Annotated in this window: 17 protein-coding genes; 7 read left to right on the forward strand and 10 right to left on the reverse strand. The window is 72.1% G+C overall.

The window, feature by feature from the left end; all coding sequences use genetic code 11:
* Window positions 1-3: 3 nt before the first annotated feature.
* From BCF33_RS14095 to greA, 3 genes are all read right to left on the reverse strand, one after another.
* Window positions 4-156 carry a hypothetical protein gene (locus BCF33_RS14095; protein ID WP_158259419.1) on the reverse strand — a complete coding sequence of 51 codons (153 nt, stop codon included), beginning with the start codon at window positions 154-156 and terminating at the stop codon, window positions 4-6.
* Window positions 157-162: 6 nt separating this feature from the next.
* The gene (locus tag BCF33_RS12320; RefSeq protein WP_146132816.1) at window positions 163-369 is read right to left on the reverse strand and encodes a hypothetical protein; all 207 of its coding nucleotides are present in this window, start codon (window positions 367-369) and stop codon (window positions 163-165) included.
* Between the two features lie 568 nt (window positions 370-937).
* Window positions 938-1408, reverse strand: a complete 471-nt coding sequence (greA, locus tag BCF33_RS12325; protein WP_106161200.1) for a transcription elongation factor GreA — start codon at window positions 1406-1408, stop codon at window positions 938-940.
* Between the two features lie 260 nt (window positions 1409-1668).
* On the opposite strand from greA, the gene BCF33_RS12330 reads away from it, so the two are divergent.
* The 3 genes from BCF33_RS12330 (at window position 1669) to BCF33_RS12340 (ending at window position 6019) form a co-directional block, all read left to right on the forward strand.
* Entirely contained in the window at window positions 1669-3315 is a 1647-nt protein-coding gene (locus tag BCF33_RS12330) for an electron transfer flavoprotein-ubiquinone oxidoreductase (RefSeq protein ID WP_106161201.1), read from the forward strand.
* A gap of 116 nt (window positions 3316-3431) precedes the next feature.
* Window positions 3432-5126, forward strand: coding sequence for a tetratricopeptide repeat protein (locus BCF33_RS12335; RefSeq protein WP_106161202.1), 1695 nt, complete (start codon window positions 3432-3434; stop codon window positions 5124-5126).
* Window positions 5123-6019, forward strand: coding sequence for a 4-(cytidine 5'-diphospho)-2-C-methyl-D-erythritol kinase (locus tag BCF33_RS12340; protein WP_245883821.1), 897 nt, complete (start codon window positions 5123-5125; stop codon window positions 6017-6019). The genes BCF33_RS12335 and BCF33_RS12340 overlap by 4 nt, the downstream gene beginning before the upstream one ends.
* A 26-nt stretch (window positions 6020-6045) precedes the next feature.
* On the opposite strand, the gene BCF33_RS12345 is transcribed toward BCF33_RS12340, so the two are convergent.
* Window positions 6046-7065 (reverse strand): polyprenyl synthetase family protein, encoded by a 1020-nt coding sequence (locus BCF33_RS12345; RefSeq protein ID WP_106161203.1) that lies wholly within the window; start codon window positions 7063-7065, stop codon window positions 6046-6048.
* On the opposite strand from BCF33_RS12345, the gene BCF33_RS12350 reads away from it, so the two are divergent.
* Window positions 7064-7294: a putative signal transducing protein gene (locus BCF33_RS12350; protein ID WP_106161204.1), complete on the forward strand. Its 231-nt coding sequence runs from the start codon at window positions 7064-7066 to the stop codon at window positions 7292-7294. The two genes, BCF33_RS12345 and BCF33_RS12350, sit on opposite strands and share 2 nt — an antisense overlap.
* Window positions 7295-7446: 152 nt before the next feature.
* Window positions 7447-7611 carry a YdcH family protein gene (locus BCF33_RS12355; protein WP_106161205.1) on the forward strand — a complete coding sequence of 55 codons (165 nt, stop codon included), beginning with the start codon at window positions 7447-7449 and terminating at the stop codon, window positions 7609-7611.
* On the opposite strand, the gene yddG is transcribed toward BCF33_RS12355, so the two are convergent.
* The 6 genes from yddG to BCF33_RS12385 all read right to left on the reverse strand — a co-directional run bounded on the left by yddG (window position 7580) and on the right by BCF33_RS12385 (window position 13017).
* Window positions 7580-8473, reverse strand: coding sequence for an aromatic amino acid exporter YddG (yddG, locus tag BCF33_RS12360; RefSeq protein ID WP_106161647.1), 894 nt, complete (start codon window positions 8471-8473; stop codon window positions 7580-7582). The genes BCF33_RS12355 and yddG overlap by 32 nt on opposite strands.
* Before the next feature lie 228 nt (window positions 8474-8701).
* Window positions 8702-9427, reverse strand: coding sequence for an acetoacetyl-CoA reductase (gene phbB / locus BCF33_RS12365; protein ID WP_106161206.1), 726 nt, complete (start codon window positions 9425-9427; stop codon window positions 8702-8704).
* A gap of 4 nt (window positions 9428-9431) precedes the next feature.
* Window positions 9432-10286 carry a patatin-like phospholipase family protein gene (locus BCF33_RS12370; protein ID WP_158259420.1) on the reverse strand — a complete coding sequence of 285 codons (855 nt, stop codon included), beginning with the start codon at window positions 10284-10286 and terminating at the stop codon, window positions 9432-9434.
* 14 nt (window positions 10287-10300) lie between these two features.
* The gene (locus tag BCF33_RS12375; protein ID WP_106161208.1) at window positions 10301-11473 is read right to left on the reverse strand and encodes an acetyl-CoA C-acetyltransferase; all 1173 of its coding nucleotides are present in this window, start codon (window positions 11471-11473) and stop codon (window positions 10301-10303) included.
* Between the two features lie 146 nt (window positions 11474-11619).
* Window positions 11620-12444 (reverse strand): EAL domain-containing protein, encoded by an 825-nt coding sequence (locus BCF33_RS12380; RefSeq protein WP_106161209.1) that lies wholly within the window; start codon window positions 12442-12444, stop codon window positions 11620-11622.
* A gap of 42 nt (window positions 12445-12486) precedes the next feature.
* The gene (locus tag BCF33_RS12385) at window positions 12487-13017 is read right to left on the reverse strand and encodes a TlpA disulfide reductase family protein (protein WP_106161210.1); all 531 of its coding nucleotides are present in this window, start codon (window positions 13015-13017) and stop codon (window positions 12487-12489) included.
* Window positions 13018-13093: 76 nt separating this feature from the next.
* On the opposite strand from BCF33_RS12385, the gene argH reads away from it, so the two are divergent.
* Both argH and BCF33_RS14100 read left to right on the forward strand, forming a co-directional pair.
* Entirely contained in the window at window positions 13094-14464 is a 1371-nt protein-coding gene (gene argH / locus BCF33_RS12390; protein WP_106161649.1) for an argininosuccinate lyase, read from the forward strand.
* Window positions 14465-14552: 88 nt separating this feature from the next.
* Entirely contained in the window at window positions 14553-14696 is a 144-nt protein-coding gene (locus BCF33_RS14100; protein WP_158259421.1) for a hypothetical protein, read from the forward strand.
* Window positions 14697-14731: the final 35 nt, after the last annotated feature.

The following is a 14731-nucleotide window of genomic DNA, read 5'->3' on the forward strand; positions in this document are numbered from 1 at the left end:
CGCTCAGCCGAAGATGCCCGCCGCCCCGGCGAGAAGCATGAACGTTTTCGCGGTGCGGGTGCGCGACATGCCGGTGACCTCCTCGCCGTTCGCGCCGGCCTCGAGGCACGCGAAGCCGAGGTCGAACTGCCGCAGGAAAGTGGTGCACGGCGTCACGGAATATCATGTCCGACTGCATCCTGGTCGCCGCCACATCCAGCGCCGATCGGTCGTCGTCCGCCGCCAGCCCTGCGCCCGCCCGCGCGGGCCGGCGGCGAAGGCGCGCCACGGCTCGGGCGGGGCGGGCTCCGCGGGGATGTCGTCGATGTAGATGCCGTCCTGCGCCAGCAGCGTCAGCACGTCCTGCGCCGCGCGCACCAGCTTGGCCATCCCGCGGTCCCGAAGCACCCGGCGCAGCGCCGAGAACCCTTCCGCGTCCGCAGGGTCGTCGGGAAAGTTCAGCGCCTGGACCAGATCCGAAGGGACGTGCGGCTCCGCGTTCCCATCCGCCGGCAGATCGCGGGGGAGCGCGCGCCGAGACTCCCGCGCGGCAAGGGCCTTCTCAGGCTCCGGCGCGGCGGAGGGCGAGGCAGCGGCCCGGACGGCAGCGAATGTCGGGGCGGCGCGGTCGGCATCGGCGGCACATCCGGCCGCCCCTCCCGCCGCACCTGTTCTGCGTACCTTCCCAAGTTCGCCCCCGCAGGGGACTGGCGGCGCAGCGTCTCGACCGCGTCCGCGAGCCGGGCGTTCTCCTCCCGGAGGGCGCACAGCGTGCAGGCCGAAGCTGCCGCGAGCCAGATCGTCGCGACGGGCAGCAACGCCGTGACGAAGGCCGCGAGGAACGTCGCCCTCCGCGCGCGCACCCGGGAACGTCGCCGTGTGCAGCGCCAGCCACGCCATGGTCAGCAGTGCGGCGGCCCACTCGCCTCAGCTGACCCTTCCGAGTCGCGTCATCAGACTAGGCGTAGACGACCTTCACCACCTCGTAGGACTTCTCGCCCCGCGGGGTCCGCACCTCCACGGAGTCCCCTTCCTCCTTGCCGATCAGGGCACGGGCGAGGGGCGACTTGAGGTTCAACCGCCCCTCCTCCGTGTTGGCCTCGGGCTCGCCCACGATCTGCCAGGTCACCTCCTCGTCGGTGTCCTCGTCGGCGACGGTCACGGTGGCGCCGAACTTGATGGGTCCGGACTGCTTGGCCGGATCGATGACATCTGCGCGCGAGAGGATGCCCTCAATCTCCTTGATGCGGCCCTCGATGAAGGACTGCTTCTCGCGCGCGGAATGGTACTCGGCGTTCTCGGAGAGGTCGCCGTGCTCTCGCGCCTCCGCGATGGCGCGGATGATGGCCGGCCGCTCCTCGGACTTGAGGTGCTTCAGCTCGGCCTCCAGCCGCTTGGCGCCGGCGGGGGTGAGGGGGATCTTTTCCATGGGCTTCGTCCCGCTTGGGATGTCCGGGCCTTGATGCAGGGCGTGGCGGCCCGCCGCAAGCGGGGGGCGCCGAAGGGGGCGCCGGCGGGCGGCAAACCGGCCCGGCCGCCGGCGCATCCGCGCCGTTCGGCGCCGGCGCCCCGCGCCCGGCCGCACCCGCCACCGCGACGACGCGTCCGCCCGAATGACGCGGCGGCGCGATTGACGGCCCCCGCCTGCATGGCCACATCGGGGCCGGTTGACGCGAAGGGAAGGCAGTCATGGCCGAGATCGAGCGCGAGGCGATGGATTACGACGTGGTCGTGGTGGGCGCGGGCCCTGCGGGCCTCTCGGCGGCGATCCGCCTGAAGCAGCTCGACCCCGATCTGTCGGTCGTCGTTCTCGAGAAGGGCTCGGAGGTGGGCGCGCACATCCTCTCGGGCGCCGTGCTCGACCCCGTTGGCCTCGATGCGCTGATTCCCGACTGGAAGGAGAAGGGCGCCCCGCTCGACGCGCCCGTGACGTCCGACAGCTTCTACGTGCTGGGCGAGGGTGGGCGCATAAGGATGCCCAACGCCCTGATGCCGCCCCTGATGTCCAATCATGGAAACTACGTCGTCTCCATGGGCAACGTCTGCCGCTGGCTTGCCGAACAGGCCGAGGCGCTGGAGGTCGAGATCTTCCCAGGCATGGCCTGCTCGGAGCTGGTGATGGACGGCGACCGCGTCGCCGGCGTCGTCGCGGGCGAGTTCGGGCGCGAGCCCGACGGCACGATCGGCGAGGGCTACGAGCCCGGGATGGAGCTGCGCGGCAAGTACGTCATGCTGGCCGAGGGGGTGCGCGGCAGCCTCTCCAAGCAGGTGATCGCACGCTACGGCCTCGATGCGGACGCGGACGTTCAGAAATACGGCCTCGGCATGAAGGAGCTATGGGAGGTCGCGCCCGAGAAGCACCAGCCCGGCAAGGTCGTGCACACGATGGGCTGGCCCTTGGGCAAGAACGCGGGCGGCGGCAGCTTCATCTACCACCTTGCCGAGCCGGGGCAGGTCTATGTCGGGTTCGTCGTCCACCTGGGTTACAAGAACCCATACGTGAACCCCTACCTCTCCTTCCAACAGTTCAAGCACCATCCGATGGTCGCGGACCTCCTGGCGGGCGGCAAGCGCGTGGCCTACGGCGCGCGCGCGATCTCCGAAGGGGGGTTCCAGTCCATGCCGGAGGCGGCGTTCCCGGGCGGGGTGCTGCTCGGCTGCTCGGTGGGTCTCGTCAACGTGCCCCGCATCAAGGGCAACCACAACGCGATGCTCTCCGGGATCGCCGCGGCCGAGCATGCCCGTGCCGCCATCGCCGAGGGGCGGGAGGGCGACGTCCTCTCGGGCTACTCGGATGAGTTGCGGACCGGCCCGGTCGGCCGGGACCTCAAGCGGGTGCGCAACGTCAAGCCGCTCTGGTCGCGCTACGGGCTGACCGCCTCTATGGTCGCGGGCGGCGCGGACATGTGGCTGAACCATGCCCGTCTGACCCTGTTCGGCACCCTGGGGCACGGCAAGACCGACGCCGAGGCGACCGAGCCGGCCGAGAAGCATCAGGCCATCGAGTATCCGAAGCCGGACGGCACCCTCTCCTTCGACCGGCTGACCAACGTCGCCTATTCCTTCACCAACCACGAGGAGGCGCAGCCCTCGCACCTGAAGCTGCGTGACCCAAACGTGCCGGTCGACGTGAACCTGCCGCGCTATGCCGGGCCGTCCGCACGCTACTGCCCCGCAGGCGTCTACGAGTTCGTGGAGGAGGGCGGAGCGACACGCTTCCAGATCAACTTCCAGAACTGCGTCCATTGCAAGACCTGCGACATCAAAGACCCGTTGCAGAACATCGTCTGGACGGTGCCGCAGGGCGGGGACGGGCCGAACTACCCGAACATGTGAAGGCCGGCTGGCAGATAACCCACATGTGACATCGCAGCCGCGTCCGTTTCTAGAGGGCTTGCGCGGCGCGGCCGGCCCCTCCTAGCGTGGTCCGCGGGACAGGCAAGGACGGGATCATGCAGCGACGGGACCTGCGCCGGATCTTCGGCGCGGCCGCCATGGCGGCCATGGGCACGGGCGCGCTAGCCGAAGGGCTCGCGTCGGCCTATCTCCAGGCGCGGACGGCGGCCTACAGGGGCGACTATGCCATGGCGGCCACCGCTTATGCCGAAGCGCTCCGTCACGATCCGGGGAACCGAATGCTGCTGGAGGCGACCATGTCGGTCCAGCTCAACGCCGGACGGCCCGAGCGGGCGGCCCTGACGGCCGCGCATTTCGCCGAGGCCGGTGGGGACAGCCAGATCGCCGACATGATCCTGCTGGTCGACGCTGCCCAGAAGGGCGACTGGGCGGGCATCCTCGCCCGGCTGGAGGCGGGGGGAAGCGTGGGTCCGCTGGTCGACGGGCTCGCCGCCGGATGGGCGCATTTCGGGCGCGGCGACGTCGGGGCCGCGCTCGCGGCTTTCGATCGCACCGCCGCGCGGCCGGGGCTCGCGCGGTTCGGACGGCTGCACCGCGCGTATGCGCTGGCCGCCGCCGGTCGCCATGCGGAGGCCGAGATCGCGTTCTCGGGCGAGGGGAGCGAGGCCGGGCCGCTCCGACTGACGCGCCGCAGCGCCGTTGCCCGGATCGAGAACCTGTCGCGGGCCGGCAACGGCTCCGGCGCCCTTGCGCTGCTCGACCGCCTTTTCGGGAAGGACCTCGACCCGCGCCTCGCCCGCATGCGCGCCGTCCTCACCGATGGCGGGACCCTCGCCTTCGAGACAGTGGCCGATGCCCGCGAAGGCATGGGCGAAAGCCTCTTCACCGTGGCCTCCGCCCTCTCGGGAGAGGCGGCGGACGGCTACACGCTCCTCTATGCCCGCGCGGCAGAGCACCTCGCCCCAGACCACACGGACGCGCTGATGCTGTCGGCGCGCCTCCTGATGCGCCTCGAGCGGCACGACTTGGCGATCCGCGCCTATGGCCGCGTCGCCGCGGACGATCCGGCCCATCCCGCCGCGACGATCGGGCGGGCCCGGGGCCTGCTGGCCGCCGGCAACGCCCGCGCCTCGGTCGAGGTGATGGACGCCCTCGCGGAGCGTTATGGCGCGATGCCGCGCGTGCAGGTGGCGCTTGGCGATGCGCGCCGGGCCGTGGGCGACTGGGGCGGGGCGGCGGACGCCTATGCGGCCGCGCTGACGCTGCATGGTGGGCGTGACGAGGCGCCCTGGCGCACGCTCTACGCTTCGGGGGTGGCGCACCACCGGGCCGGGAACTGGGGCGCTGCCCGGGCCGACCTGCGCGCTGCCCTCGCGCAGCGCCCGGAAGAGGCGAACATCCTGAACTATCTTGGCTATTCGATGGTCGAGGCGGGCGAGGCGCTTCCCGAGGCACTCGCCATGATCGAGCGCGCCGCCGCCGCCGAGCCGGAGGACGGATTCATCGCCGACAGCCTCGGCTGGGCGCTCTTCAAGCTGGGTCGCGCCGAGGAGGCCATCCCCCATCTCGAGCGTGCCGCGGCGCTGGAGGCGGGTGACGCGACGATCAACGATCATCTCGGCGACGTCCTCTGGGCGGTGGGCCGCACGCGCGAGGCACGCTTCCAGTGGGCCCGTGCGCTGACCCTCGGTGCCGAGGACCCCGTCCGCATCGAGCGCAAGCTCGCCGTCGGCCTCGACGAGGTGATGGCGGAGGAGGCCCGGATCGAGCAGGCGCGGCTCTCCGATTGACGACCTTCGACCAGGGGGAGGGCCCCCGTCCCCTGCGTCGCCTCGCGCCGGCCAAGGTCAACCTCTCCCTCGCGGTGACGGGGCGGCGGGCGGACGGCTACCACCTCCTCGACAGCCTCGTGGTGTTTGCGGACCTCGGCGAGACGCTCGAGGCGCGCGCCGCGGAGGACCTGACGCTCGCCGTGACGGGGCCGCGGTCCGGGGGCGTGCCGACGGACGGGCGGAACCTGGTTTTGAAAGCGGCCGCCCTCCTGCGCGAGCGGCGGGACGTGAGGACGGGGGCGGCCCTCTCGCTTCGCAAGGCTCTGCCGCACGGCGGCGGGGTCGGTGGGGGGTCCTCGGACGCGGCGGCGGCCCTTGCCCTCCTCGCCCGCCTCTGGGGCGTCGAACCCCTGTCCCCGAAGGAGGCATTGATTCTCGGCGCGGACGTGCCGGTCTGCATGGCCGCGCCCGGCCCGCAGCGGATGCGCGGGGTAGGCGATGAGGTCGCGCCCCTCGCAGCGCTGCCACGTGCCGCGCTCTGGATCGTCGCGCCGCCCCTGCATCTCTCGACCCCGGCGGTCTTCGCCGAGCGGGCGCGGATCGGCACGGCCGGACCCGGCGCGATGCCCCCCGCAGGCGCGGACCTTTCCGATCTAGCCGTCTGGCTTCGGGCGGAGGAGCGCAACCATCTTGCCGAAGCCGCCTATTCCCTCGCCCCTGAGTTGCGCGACGTCCGGGCTGTGCTGGAGGGGACGGACGCGCTGGCGGTCGGCCTCTCGGGCTCGGGCGCGGCGCATTGGGCGCTGTGCCGCGAAGGGGGCGCCTCCCTTGCCCGATTGCGGGAGGCGCACCCGGAATGGATAGTTCTGGGCGGACCGATCCTGACGCCGGACGCTCCGCTGGACGCCTGAAGGCGTCGCGGCGAAGGGCCTGGCCTTCAGGCGATGCGCGCCACCACGTAGTCCGCCAGATCCGCGAGCGCGTCCCGGACCGGCCCCTCCGGAGCCCCGTTCAGCATCGCCTTGGCGCGGGCCGACCAGCCCAGCGCCTCGGTCCGCGTCTCATCCAGCGCGCCGGCTGCGCGCACGAGGTCGAGCGCCTGCTCGAAGTCGCCGGCATCCACGCGCCCGAGCTCGATCGTGCGGTGCCAGAACTCGCGGCTCCCGCTGGCGACGGCCTTGATGACGGGCAGCGACATTTTCCCCTCGCGCAGGTCGTCGCCGGGATTCTTGCCGATCTCGGCCCCCCCCTCCCAGTCGAGAAGGTCGTCCGCGATCTGGAAGGCGATCCCCAATGCGTCGCCGTAATCGCGCAGCGCCGCCACCGTTCCGGCGTCCGCGCCGGCCAGCTCGGCCCCTGCCTCCGTCGCGGCCGAGAAGAGGGCCGCGGTCTTGCCGCGAACGACCCTGAGATAGGTCGCCTCGTCCGTGGCGAGGTTGCGCGAGGCGGTGAGCTGCAGCACCTCGCCTTCGGCGATGGTGGCGGCGGCGTTGGACAGAATGCCGAGGACGCGCAGCGAGCCGGGCTCGACCATAAGCTGGAAGGCGCGTGCGAAGAGGTAGTCGCCGACGAGCACGCTCGACTGGTTGTCCCAGAGCAGGTTCGCCGAAGGGCGACCACGGCGCTGGCGCGATTCGTCCACCACGTCGTCGTGCAGCAGCGTGGCAGTGTGGATGAACTCGACCGTCGCGGCCAGCTTGGCGGCGTCCTCGCCGGTCTCGCCGCAGAGGGCGGCCGAGGCGAGGACCAGCACGGGGCGCACCCGCTTGCCGCCCGCGCCGACGAGGTGGGCGGTGACTTCGGGGATCCGCGGCGCGGCATCCGAGGCCATGCGCCCCTCGATGATCGCGGCCGTCCGCGAGAGGCCAGGCGCGAGCAGGGCGTTCAGCCGGTCGAGCGGCCGGCCGGCAGCGGCGGGGTTACGGGCGGCGGCGGGCGCGCCTAGATCGGTCGCCATGAAGGAACTCCTCCGCACCACCGACCCGACGGTCATCGCGTTCGCCACGGCCCTGCTGGACGGCGAGGGGATAGAAGCGGTCACGCTCGATGTAAACATGAGCATCCTCGAGGGCGGGATCGGGCTGTTTCCCCGCCGGCTGATGGTGCGGCGGCAGGATCACTTCCGCGCAGCCGCGATCCTGCGCGACAACGACATCGAGTTGAGCGAGCCCGGCCCCTGGACATGAGGCGTCCGCCTTTCCCGCCGGCGGTAGGGCGCCCGGATCCGGGCCGTTAACGATTTTTTAGGAGGGTATCGGAGAGGGTCGTGCTACCATTCCGGGATGGGCCCCGCGCCCTGCGGCGCAGGGGCCCGTCTCGCAAAGAGAGGAGGACCTTCATGACGACAGACGCGCATATCTCCGCCCTTCGGAAGAAGCACCAGTCCCTTTCGCAGCAGGTGGAGGCCGCGCAGCGATCGCCCTCCGCGGACGATCTCGCGATCGCGCAGATGAAGAAGCAGAAGCTCGCCCTCAAGGAGCAGATGGTGCGGCTGAGCGGCTAGACCGCGCCGCCAGAAAGGCGCCGGCGGCGATCAGCGCCGCCGCGCCTCCGAGGCGCCAGTTCGGCTCCGCGACTCCCGCGATGACGAGCGACGCGGTCGACAGGACGGGCGCCGCGTAGCTCGCCGTGCCGAGGAGTTGGATGTCGCCCCGCTTCATGCCGATGTCCCAGACGTAGAAGGCCGCGCCGACCGGGCCCGCGCCGAGCGCCAGCAGCGCCGCCCAGCCCACATTCGTGTCCGGCCAGGCCGCTTCTTCCAGCGCCAGGTGCAGCGGCAGCGAAAGGGCCGCCGTTGCGAGGCAGAACACCGCGACGGAGGCGGTCGGTACGTCGCCGAGCCGCCGCGAGGCGACCGAGTAGCCCGCCCATACCAGCGCGCAGAGCCCCGCGAGCGCGTAGGAGGGCAGCGCCCCCGCGCCCGTCCCGCCAACCTCCGTCCCCGGAATCAGGAGCGTCGCCCCCGCAAGGGCCAGAACCGCGCCGAGGAGGTGGCCCGCTCGCAGCCGCTCCCCCGGCAGCAGGCCGGAGAGAAGGACGATGAGCAGCGGCCAGAGATATGCGATCAGCCCCGCCTGCGCCTCGGCCCCGTGCGGTGCGGCAAGCCGCAAGGCCGAGAAGTAGAGGAGATGATATCCGAAGAGGCCTGCCGTCCCGAAGGCATAGACCCGCAGCGGCACAGCCCGCAACGCCCCGGTATCGTCGGTCAGCAGCATCCAGATGATCCCGACGACCCCGCCGATGCCGAAGCAAACGACGTTCAGCAGCAGGGGCGGCACCGGCGCGGCGCGCGTCGTCAGAAGCGCGAGGAGCGACCAGAGAAGGACCGCGACGAAGCCCGTGGCGTTGGCGCCGCGCCGCGTCATCCCGAGGAGCGGCCGGCGCAACAGCCGGCGGTCATGCGCGCACCCGCACCGAATGGCGCGCGGCATGGGGCGGCAGGTCTTCGCAAGATCGGCCGACGCGGGACGGGCCTACGCGGTTTCCTGTCCGCCGGCCGTGCGGCGGGCGATCTCGTCGCGGCCTGGGAAGCGCCGGCCCTGCCGCCGAGGAAGGCAGGCCCGCGGCCTGCGCCACCCCTGCAGTCCAAAGGGTCAACACATGTACTGGCCGCCATTGGCCGACAAGGTCGATCCCGTGACGAAACCCGCCTCGTCCGAGGCGAGGAAGGCCACGCAACGGGCTATCTCCTTCGTGCGGCCAAGGCGTCCGACGGGGATGGCGGGCAGGATCACGTCGTCCATGACCTCGGGCTTCACGCCCTTCATCATGTCCGTGTCGACGTAGCCGGGCGCCACCACGTTCACCGTAATCCCCGCCCGCGCTCCCTCCTGCGCCAGCGCCTTGGTGAAGCCGATGTCGCCCGCCTTCGCAGCGGCGTAGTTCGCCTGGGCGAACTGCCCCTTCTGCCCGTTGATCGACGAGATCGTGATGACGCGGCCGAACCGCCGCTCGCGCATGCCGGGCCAGACCGCGTGGGTCATGTTGAACACCCCCGTGAGGTTGGTCTCGATCACCTCGGACCACTGTGCGGGGGTCATTCGGTGGAAGGGCGCATCGCGGGTGATGCCGGCGTTGTTCACGAGGATGTCGACGGGGCCGATGTCGCCCTCGACCTGTGCGACGCCGTTCCTGCAGGCGTCGTACTCGCCCACGGGCCATCTGTAGGCGGCGATCCCGGTCTCGTCGGTGAAGGCCTTCGCAGCCTCGTCGTTGCCGCCATACGTCGCTGCGACCTCGCGGCCTTCGGCGTGCAGCGCCTTGGCGATCGCGGCGCCGATGCCGCGGGTTCCTCCGGTGACGAGCGCGACGCGGGCCATGGTTTCATCCTTCCTCGGGGCTATCCAGCCAGGCCTCGCCGTCGCGGCGGCCCTGATCCCAGGCCTGGCGCAGCAGGCCCGGATCCGTGAAGTCCAGCTTCGATCCATCGAGCACCGGCTCCGACGGCTGGACGTAATGCACGCCCGCCTCGTCGGGTAGCGCTTCGAACCGCTTGGTCAGCAGCACCAGCGTCGAACCCTCGTTCGGTTCGGGCAGGGGGGCCTTGTCGACCATGCCGCCGTCGTAGATCGGCTCGTCCCCGTCCGTTTCGGGCCCGTGCCACGTGTCCGGCCGGAACGCCGGCGGCACCGTGGCCGCCATACGGACGAGGTCCGGCAGCGTGCCGTCGCGGGCGGCGCCGCGCGCGTCGATCAGCCGTTGCTCGACCCCGCCGGCGGCCGAGAGACGCGGACGAGGCGTGGGGGCGAGCACTTGCTCGACCTGATAGATGGCGCCGGCGGCGAGGGCACGCAGCGTGGCGCCACCGCCACCGCCCGTCGTCGAGACGCTGATCTGGAAGGCCGGTCCTTCGGCGATCCGGGCTTGCGCCTCGGCGTCCAGCACGTCCTCCACGATGGTATCGTAGATCCGCTGATGGGGCGAGCGGCCATCCTCTTCGTCCAGGTCGCGCAGGGTCACGTTCCGGTCGTTCCGCATCGCCGCGCGGGCGAACCGCTCGAACAGTCGGGTCTCGGCGCCCGCGATCCAGGCCGCCGCCGAGAGCGCGCCGCCCGACACGCCGGTCACGCGCCGGGGCCGGGGCTCGGCGCCCGCCTCGGAGAGGGCGGCCATCCATCCGCCGTGCCAGAAGCAGCGCAGCCCACCGCCCGAGAAGACGATCTGCTTGATGCCGTCCATGCCGCCCGGACCTCTCAACGCTCGACGCACATGGCGACGCCCATGCCGCCGCCGATGCATAGCGTGGCGAGGCCGCGCTTCGCGTCCCGTCGGCGCATCTCGTAGAGCAGGGTGCTGAGCACGCGCGCGCCGGACGCGCCGATCGGATGGCCTATGGCGATGGCGCCGCCGTTGACGTTCACGATCGCTGGATCCCAGCCCATCTCCTTGTTCACGGCGCAGGCCTGGGCGGCGAAGGCCTCGTTCGCCTCGACGAGGTCGAGATCCGCGACCGTCCAGCCCGCCTTCTCGAGCGCCCTGCGCGAGGCATGGACGGGGCCCATCCCCATGACCGCGGGGTCGAGGCCTGCCGTTGCGTGAGACGCGATCCGCGCCAGCGGCTCGATCCCCCGGCGCGCGGCCTCCCCCTCGGACATGACGAGGGCGGCCGCCGCGCCGTCGTTGATCCCCGAAGCGTTGGCAGCCGTCACGCTGCCGTCCTTCGCGAAGGCGGGGCGCAGCTTCTGCATGGCTTCCAGCGTCGCGCCGTGGCGAATGTACTCGTCCTTCTCGACGACCGTGTCGCCCTTCCGGCCCTTCACCGTGAAGGGGACGATCTCGTCCTTGAAGCGCCCCTCCTCCTGCGCGGCCTCGGCTTTGTTCTGCGATCGGACGGCGAACTCGTCCTGCTGGTCGCGGGTGATCTGCCAGCGCGTCGCGACGTTCTCTGCCGTCTGGCCCATGTGGTAGTCGCCGAACGCGTCCCAGAGACCGTCGCGGATCATAGTGTCGACGAGCTTCACGTCGCCCATCCTGTGCCCCTGCCGGATGGACTGGGCATGGGGCGAGAGGGACATGTTCTCCTGTCCGCCGGCGGCGACCACCTTCGCGTCGCCGAGCTGCACGTGCTGCGAGGCCAGCGCCACCGCCCGGAGACCCGAGCCGCAGACTTGGTTGATGCCCCAGGCCGCGCTCTCCTGCGGAAGGCCGGCCCCGACATGGGCTTGCCGGGCCGGGTTCTGGCCCTGCGCGGCCGTCAGGACCTGGCCCAGGATCGTCTCCTCGACCTCGGCTTTCTCGATGCCCGCCCTCCCGACCACCGCCCGCAGCACAGCGGCGCCGAGATCGTGGGCGGGGGTGCGCGCGAACGCGCCCCCGAAGCTGCCGACGGGGGTGCGGGCGGCTGAAACGATGACGGTGCCGGTCATAGGGGTCCTTTCCTCGGAAGGATGCCCCGCCGGACGGTGGGCAGGCGGAGCCGGGTCGCCGCCCGGCATAGGATGCCATATGCCCGCTGGGCAAGATCGCGCCTGCGGCCCGCTGCACCCGCCCCGCCCCCGGAGCGATCCCCCGTTCAGGCAGCGGAGCGGGAGCCCGGCGGGTTGGGGCGCCCCAAAACCGGCGGGCCAGCCAGGAACCCCTGGACGCAGTCGACGCCCATCGCGGCGAGGACCTCTGCGTCCTCCTCGGCCTCGACCCCCTGGGCCACGCTGAGCATCCCGAACCGCGCCGCGACGCCTTGCAGCGCCCGTGCGAGGACGCGCGCCTCGGGGTCCGCGGCGACGCCGCGCGACGCGCGCCCGTCGATCTTGACGAGGTCGAAGCCGAGGTCGCGCACCCCCCGGAGGTCCGTTGCGCCCGCGCCGAAGCCGTCGAGTGCGAAGCAGACGCCCGCCTGTTGCCAGTGGGCGGCGAAGGGCGCGATCACCTCGCGCATGGCCAAAGCGGACCGTTCCTCGATCTCGAGGATGAGGCGTTCGGCACTGGCGGGGTCGGCGGCGGTGCCCGCCTCCAGCGCGGCGGTCCAGGGGCGGTAGCCGATCGAGCGGGCCGAGAGGTTCACCGAGAGCGCGAGACCCGGGTCGGATCGCAGCGCCGCCAACCCCATCTCGAGCGCGAGGACGTCGACCCGGCGCCCGGTCTCGGTCCGCTCGATCCGGTCGATGAAGTCGCGTGCGGGCACCACGCGGCCAGCCGGGTCGATCACGCGCACCAGCGCCTCGTGGAAGGCGGGCGGCCCTGTTCGCTCGTCCGCGCGCCGGACCGGCTGGAAGGCCAGCGCGACGTGGCGCGCGGCCACGGCCTGCGCCACCAAGTCGAGGATCCCGTGCGAACGGGCGGCGTCGGCCACCGCCAGCGGGCTGGCGCCGGTATCGGGTTCGGATGCGTCGCGCGTCACGGGGGGCGGCCCTCCTTTCCGGACCGCTCTAGGGGACGGACCTTAAGAAACCGTGTCCGCGAGCGCGCGGATCGTGGCCAGCGCGTCCGCTCCATCCCATCTGGCGGTCCCGGGCAGGCGCGCGACCTCATCCCCGCCCGGCCCGAGGATCAGCGTGGTGGGCAGCCCTGCCGCCCCCGCGGCCCGGCGCAGCGCGCCGTCGGGGTCGGGCACGTTGGGCAGCGCCCCGGCGCCCGCATCCGCGAGAAAGGCCTCGATCCGTTCGGGCGGCGAGCGGTCCGAGGCGACGAGCACCACGCCGATCCCCTTGGGTGCGAGCATCCCGTGCGCGCGGGCGAGGGCGGGCATCTCCTCGCGGCAGGGCGCGCACCAGGTGGCCCAGAAGTTCACCAGCGTCAGCCGAGGCGCCAGCGGCACCGCGCCGGCGGGCAGCGCGCCCTCCGGGCCGGGCGGGCGCAGCTTGGCCATGTCGCCCCTGCGCGGGATCCCATCGCTCGGCCAGAGCGTCCAGGCCCCCGCCACGGCGATCAGCGCGGCGCCCCCCCCGGCGATCAGCAGCGCGCGCCGCCTCATGCTGGCCCCCCGGGGGCGGAGCGGCTAAGGGCGCATGGGACGGGCAAGGAGAACTCCCTTGGGCGATGCGAACGACATGTGGGGCGGCCGATTCGCCGCCGGCCCCTCCGCGATCATGGAGGCGATCAACGCCTCGATCGGCTTCGACCGGCGCCTCGCCCGCCAAGACGTGGAGGGCAGCCGCGCCCATGCCGCCATGCTGGCGGCGACGGGCATCGTCACCCCTAGCGACGCGGAGGCGATCCGAGAAGGCCTCGCCGCCGTGCTCGCCGAAATCGAGGGAGGGCGCTTCGCCTTCCGCACCGACCTCGAGGACATCCACATGAACGTCGAGGCCCGTCTGCGCGAACTGATAGGCGAGCCGGCGGGACGGCTGCACACCGCGCGCTCGCGCAACGACCAGGTGGCGACGGACCTGCGCCTCTGGGTCCGCGAGCAGTGCGACCAGGCGGCGGACGGGATAGCCGCGCTGCAGCGCGCGCTCCTCGATCAGGCGGAGGCGGGGGCGGACTGGCCGATGCCGGGCTTCACCCATCTGCAGGTCGCGCAGCCCGTCACCTGGGGCCACCACATGCTCGCCTATGTCGAGATGCTGGGCCGCGACGCCGGGCGTTTCCGCGACGCCCGCGCGCGCATGAACGAATCCCCCCTCGGCGCCGCTGCGCTGGCCGGCACGGGCTTTCCCGTCGACCGCGAGATGACCGCGGATGCATTGGGCTTCGATCGGCCCATGGCCAACAGCCTTGATGCCGTGGCGGCCCGCGACTTCGCGCTGGAGTACCTCGCCGCCGCCTCGATCTGCGCCACCCACCTCTCGCGCCTCGCGGAGGAGCTGGTGATCTGGTCCTCCGCCCAGTTCGGCTTCGTCCTCATGTCCGACCAGTGGTCGACCGGCAGCTCGATCATGCCGCAGAAGAAGAACCCCGACGCGGCCGAGCTGATCCGCGCCAAGGTCGCGCGCGTGAACGGGGCGTTCGTGGCGCTGGCGACGGTGATGAAGGGGCTTCCGATGACCTATTCGAAGGACATGCAGGAGGATAAGGAGCAGGTCTTCGACGCCGCCGACACCTTGGCCCTCTCGCTGGCGGCGATGGCGGGGATGGTGGCCACCATGACCCCCCGGGCCGAAGCCATGCGCGCCGCGGCCGCGACCGGGTTCTCGACCGCGACGGACCTCGCCGACTGGCTGGTGCGCGAGGCAGGCCTGCCCTTCCGCGAGGCGCATCACGTGACCGGCGCGCTCGTCGCGAGGGCGGAAGGCAAGGGCTGCGACCTCTCGGACCTCTCGCTGGAGGAGATGCGCGAGGCGCACCCGGCCATCGGCGAAGGCGTGTTCGACGTCCTCACGGTCGAGGCGTCGGTCGCCTCGCGCCGCTCCTACGGCGGCACGGCGCCCGAGAACGTTCGCGCGCAGGTGGGCCGATGGCGCGAGCGCCTGGGCGGATGAAGCCGCCGCGCCCGCCTTCGGACGCCCCCGCCGGGCGGCGCTTGCCGGGGCGCCGCCGCACCCTGACCATGCCTCCAGGAGATTTGCCATGAAGCCGCTCTTCCACGTTCTCGCCCTTGCGTTCCTTGCCGCCTGCGGCGCCGATGCCCCGCTTACCCCGGGCGGTGCCGGGCCGACCTTCACCGCCGGCGGCGAGGCTCGCATCGGCGTCGTCTTCTCCGAAGGCGGCTGACGCGCGCCGCGGCGGTCCCTTCCTTCTTCAGGCGC

The organism is Hasllibacter halocynthiae, assembly GCF_003003095.1.
Taxonomy (GTDB): Bacteria; Pseudomonadota; Alphaproteobacteria; order Rhodobacterales; family Rhodobacteraceae; genus Hasllibacter; species Hasllibacter halocynthiae.